The 4,763-nt window shown below is 34.0% G+C and carries 5 protein-coding genes; all 5 read right to left on the bottom strand.

Annotation, left to right across the window (positions count from 1 at the left end; all coding sequences use genetic code 11):
• Nucleotides 1-358 (bottom strand): transposase (locus tag ADM90_RS20345; RefSeq protein ID WP_200908507.1); only part of this gene is annotated, 358 nt, incomplete at its 3' end.
• A gap of 97 nt (nt 359-455) precedes the next feature.
• Nucleotides 456-644, bottom strand: a complete 189-nt coding sequence (locus ADM90_RS20340; protein ID WP_053996743.1) for a TniQ family protein — start codon at nt 642-644, stop codon at nt 456-458.
• A gap of 19 nt (nt 645-663) precedes the next feature.
• Nucleotides 664-2,292, bottom strand: coding sequence for an ATP-binding protein (locus ADM90_RS20335; RefSeq protein WP_036079781.1), 1,629 nt, complete (start codon nt 2,290-2,292; stop codon nt 664-666).
• Nucleotides 2,289-4,328 (bottom strand): Mu transposase C-terminal domain-containing protein, encoded by a 2,040-nt coding sequence (locus ADM90_RS20330; RefSeq protein WP_083448643.1) that lies wholly within the window; start codon nt 4,326-4,328, stop codon nt 2,289-2,291. The genes ADM90_RS20335 and ADM90_RS20330 overlap by 4 nt, the downstream gene beginning before the upstream one ends.
• A 31-nt stretch (nt 4,329-4,359) precedes the next feature.
• A partial coding sequence (locus tag ADM90_RS20325) for an IS66 family transposase (protein WP_152928064.1) occupies nt 4,360-4,763 on the bottom strand: 404 nt, incomplete at its 5' end.

Genomic DNA, 4,763 nt, shown 5'->3' with positions numbered 1-4,763 from the left:
ATTGCGCAATTTCCGCCATCGTAATGCCTTTTTTGAACAAGTGAATGACCGTTTCTTCCAGCGTATCGTTCGAGCGCTTATATGGTACCACTGTCTGTTGTTTAAACTCACCGTTGCGATCCCGCGGGATTTGAAGCGTTAAATCGCCGTACTCCGTGTGAAGTGTACGCGAATAAGACCCATTGCGAGAATTGCCTGAGTTGAACCCGATACGATCGTATTTTTCGTAATCCAAAAATTCCGTCAGCTCTGTCGCCAGTAGCGAGTTGATCGCCATTTCCAAGTGCGAACGAAAAACCTCGGTAATATCTTGTTTTTTGACTAGTGCATCGACAATTTCTGTTGTAAACTGATTCATAGGGAAGACCTCTTTTCTAGGATTGGTTGTGGTGACTTAATTCTACCAAGAAAGGGTCTTCCTTTTTCTATGGAATTTTCTATTTACACAAAATATTTTATACTCTCACTTTTTCTAATAATATCTCTAAATCAGTAGGTAAATCAGGAATAATATATGCTTTCTTTTTTCCAAACAAATCTAAAGTTGAATGTTTATTACTTAAATTCCCTGAACGTTTATGGTATCTAGCCAACACACTATATAATAGTTCATCTTTATAAATTGAAGGAAAAAATGCTAACATCTATTTTATTTACACACCCTTACATTATTAAGTCATCTAAAGGATTTTTAATATATCCTTCTTCACATAATGCCTCATAAGCAGAGCGTTTATTCTTCTTTCCTATATCAACTATTGATTGAAGTTTATTTACTGAAATATTGCCTTTCGCTTCATTTTTCTTTTCTTTCTTTCCCTCAATGTATTGGAGTGATAGAGTCATTAGTTGTGGAATTGTTGACTCAGGTGAATTTTTCAGTGCATATTTAGCAGCGTTTTCAGCAATTTTTTCTGAAACATCTAAATTAATTAAGGATAGGATTAATTTTTCTAGTATTGGAAGTTCTTTATTTGTACGATCTTGTGCCATCTTTTCTTTTTTCGCCTGAACCCTGGCCTTAAGGTCTAATACTGGCAATCTATTTAGAATATAATCTTCAATATCCATTGGAACAATATCTTCGTATTTTGCAATGTCGCTTTGATTTCCGGATTTAAGAGCCTCCAACATAGGTTGAAGAAGTTTCAAATCTTCTTTCACTACCTTTTGTATAAGTTTAGGGGTTATTTTTTCAAGGCCAGAATTGATTGCCCTCGCTTGTGCGAGTAAATACAACTTAACAGCAACATCCACAATTCCTTGGCTCTCTTCGTAAATCGTGTTTAATAATTCTTCTGTCAGTTCCGTATATTCATTCGTCCACTGATAATCCCACATACTTGTGATTAATACTTCCCAATCATCATCTTGTTTCATTTGCTGCCATACCATGTCGCCTTGGCCACTGCTTCTACGTGCTTGTCTGAAATCCTTTTGTAATAATGCCTTGGCTTTCATGGTTCCAATAAACATTACTGGTACTCCTATTTCATTCACTAGCGTTACAAAAAAATTCATCATCATTTCTGATGCAGCACCTGATGCAGATAACGAGTGCTGAACCTCATCAATGATTAGAGCGCCTATTGAGTGTAAACGAGCGACTTGCCCCATACGAGTTACCATTGAACTAACTGAATTTGATGGCTTACCATACTTTTCAAAATAATTAGTACCTGTCAACGAATCAACTTTTTTGAAAAAGTCCATACAAAGAGTTTTTAATGATCCATCATGTGGACAATCCAATTTTAACCATACAATTTGAATCAAATTGATTGGATTTTGATGCAATATTACTTGCGGATAAAGAGATAGTACCCTTTCTATCGCAGATGTTTTACCTATTCCTGGATATCCCATTAAAGTGAAACTTGAAGCAGAAGAACGTATATCTGGCGGTAATCCAATTTCCTCTTTATTAACAAGCTTGTTGTGTAAATCAAGTAATGCTTGAACATGTTTTTTATGTAATGGATTTCGATTAACATATCCATACCTAATGAAACCTGAAAAACGCTGTTCTAGATTTAAGGTTTGATTTATAGGCTGATAAAATCTTGATAATCTTAGTAAAGCATGGTAACGATGATGACTTGATAAATTTCTTTCACTATTATGAAACATAGGTATAAAGCTAAGTTGATCAAACGCTTCTTCTTTAGAGAGTATCGGAGGTAACGCTTCAATAAGGGGATTCCCTTTATAATCAATTATTTCTTGTTCACGATACTCTGCCAATAGAACTTCAATACCACTCTCTAATTCAATTGTCTTCCCATTTTTCATTCCTTCTTCTTCCTTCTTTGCTTTTTAAATAATTCCATTATCGTAGATGTTTCAGTTTTTTCATCTTTCTGCTCAGAAGGTGCAAAAGAAATAATGTTTTTATCATTATCAATCTCAGTTACACCTATTTGAAATGCCTCATACTCTCTTCGTAAACTTTTTTCAACTTCCCGATTTTCTCTAATATTTTTTATTTTTTCCGTTTTAGTGATTTTATTATTTTCATCTTGATTTGGTGTCTTAATTGCCTCATCCACTATTCCTTCAATTTTAGAATAAAAATTAATTTCTTCTTGTAACAAACTATGACTTTCAATTTTATATGTGTTTTGTTCAATCATTAATAATTGTTCAATTTCTTCAAGTACTTTATTTTTGTATCTCTCCTGATGATCTAAAAGGAAGCAACTTTCAAAAAGTGATTTATCATTAATGTGCAGATAAATAATGTCCATGTTTCGAGGATCGTATGAAATATCAACTGTCCAACTTTTCTTTGTTCTAGCTTGTACAAACCAAGATTCCTTTATAGCTGTTTCACAGCTAAATAACCTATTTTTAAACTTTATTCCCTTTGAGGTTACTGTAGCTGTATCTCGTGGCAATAAGTAAAACTTTATAGTATTAGGATGTTCCTTCCTTAGCTTACCTGCTCTATTTTTAATGCCCCAATTCCAGAGTTTAAGAGGAGTCGGTTTTACATTTTCCCGTATCATCTGCTCATCTCTTAGATAATCCTTCATATAGTGATTTTTGTTATAAAATAAAACAAAATTGATTAGAATTTTTGTATATTGATCTATAGTTAACTTAGCTTCTAAACGATAATCACTAGCCCCACGTTCCCTAAAATCACTCTGTATGTAACCTGGTAAGAACGGCTTTATTTTACTTTGTGAAGTATCGAACAATTTTTCCACAATTCCCTTCCAATCTGGTCGAAAAGCAGGATTATTCTCCACTACCAAATCCAACCCTTCAATTAAACTATTCACGTTATATCCCTCCAACTCACCTCTATCCCCTAGAATAATTTCAGGAAGATGCGCAGATGGCCACATTTCATTTGAAATTTCTATACCATATCTACTGCAATATTCCTTTTTATCTGATGCTGCATTTGCTATTGCCATCATCATTCCTGCCCAAGAAGGACCTTCAAATCCGATATACATTCCTGTAATCATATGTGTATATACGTCCACCACAAAATATATAATTGGTTTACCTACAATATAATCAGAATTAAAACTAGATACCAGATACACATTACCAATAGTCGCATCTATTTGATATCGTGATCCTGGCCCCATGACTTCATAAGTTGAAGATCCTAATATTGCTCGATGATCTCGTTCAAATTTTTTCTCACCTTCTCGACTTACTATTTTTTGTTCAATACCAAATTCTTTGTTGTGCCAATATCTAAATTGTCTTAATGAAGGAATTTTATTTTCATCCTGTATTACTATATATTTTGTTCCGTTTTCGTAACGAACTTCATCTGCATAGAACTCCTTTATCATCATTTTATATGCGAATGACAATGAGTTTCTCTTGCTTGTAAAATAGTACCTTTTAATCGATTTACGAAATATTTCCCTTGTTTCATCGGTTACATTTATTCCTACACTGTTAGTGGTTCTAGGTTTTCCCCTTTTCAAAGTACCACTTTTTTTATTTCTTCCCTTACCTCCAGAGTTACTATAATCCGGAAGCAAACTATTCATAGTTTTTCCTCTCTGCCAGTACTTTCTCAAATATTTATAAGCAGTCATTTTTGTACATACTTTATTATTTACAAGTTCATTTATTAGCTGCCCACGTTCTTTTTTCTTATAAATTGAAGGTTCATCATTCACTAAGTTTTTGATAATTGCCCACGCTGTGTCTCTCTTTTGTTTCATTCCCTCAGGTAAATTAATGTGGTTAATTAGTATGTTTGTGTGATCAGATTCGAATTTGGAGTATGAATTTTCTATAAATCCTTGATGTATATCTTTAACTTTTAAAAGTAAGCGTAAAATAATGCCCACCTAGTTTTTCAGGTGGGCATTGGTGTATTCTTTACTTAACTTTATCAGGAATACGGCATTCCTTTGGAATGGTTTTTGACCACGGAAGGAACTGATCAAGTGCTTCCTGATCATCTAGATCTATTTGTGGTAATTGTTCAAAAAGATAGTTTAAGTAGCTCATGGGATTTAACCGGTTCTCTTTGGCAGTTTCTACAATGCTATAGATAATGGCACTGGCAGTTGCACCTCTCATAGATTGGGAAAACAGCCACGATTTTCTCCCCATAACGAATGGTTTAATAGAACGCTCCGCTCTATTATTATCAATTTCAAGACGCCCATCTTTCATAAAGGTAATAAGTTTAGGCCATTGGTTTAAACTATAGTTAATTGCTTCACCTAGTTTGCTTTTTGGTGGAACTTGAGGGCGTTTTGATTTTAGCCATGCTAAAA

It is taken from the genome of Lysinibacillus macroides, from assembly GCF_001281525.1.
Lineage (GTDB): Bacteria > Bacillota > Bacilli > Bacillales_A > Planococcaceae > Lysinibacillus > Lysinibacillus macroides.
This window is presented reverse-complemented; position numbering and strand designations above follow the sequence as displayed.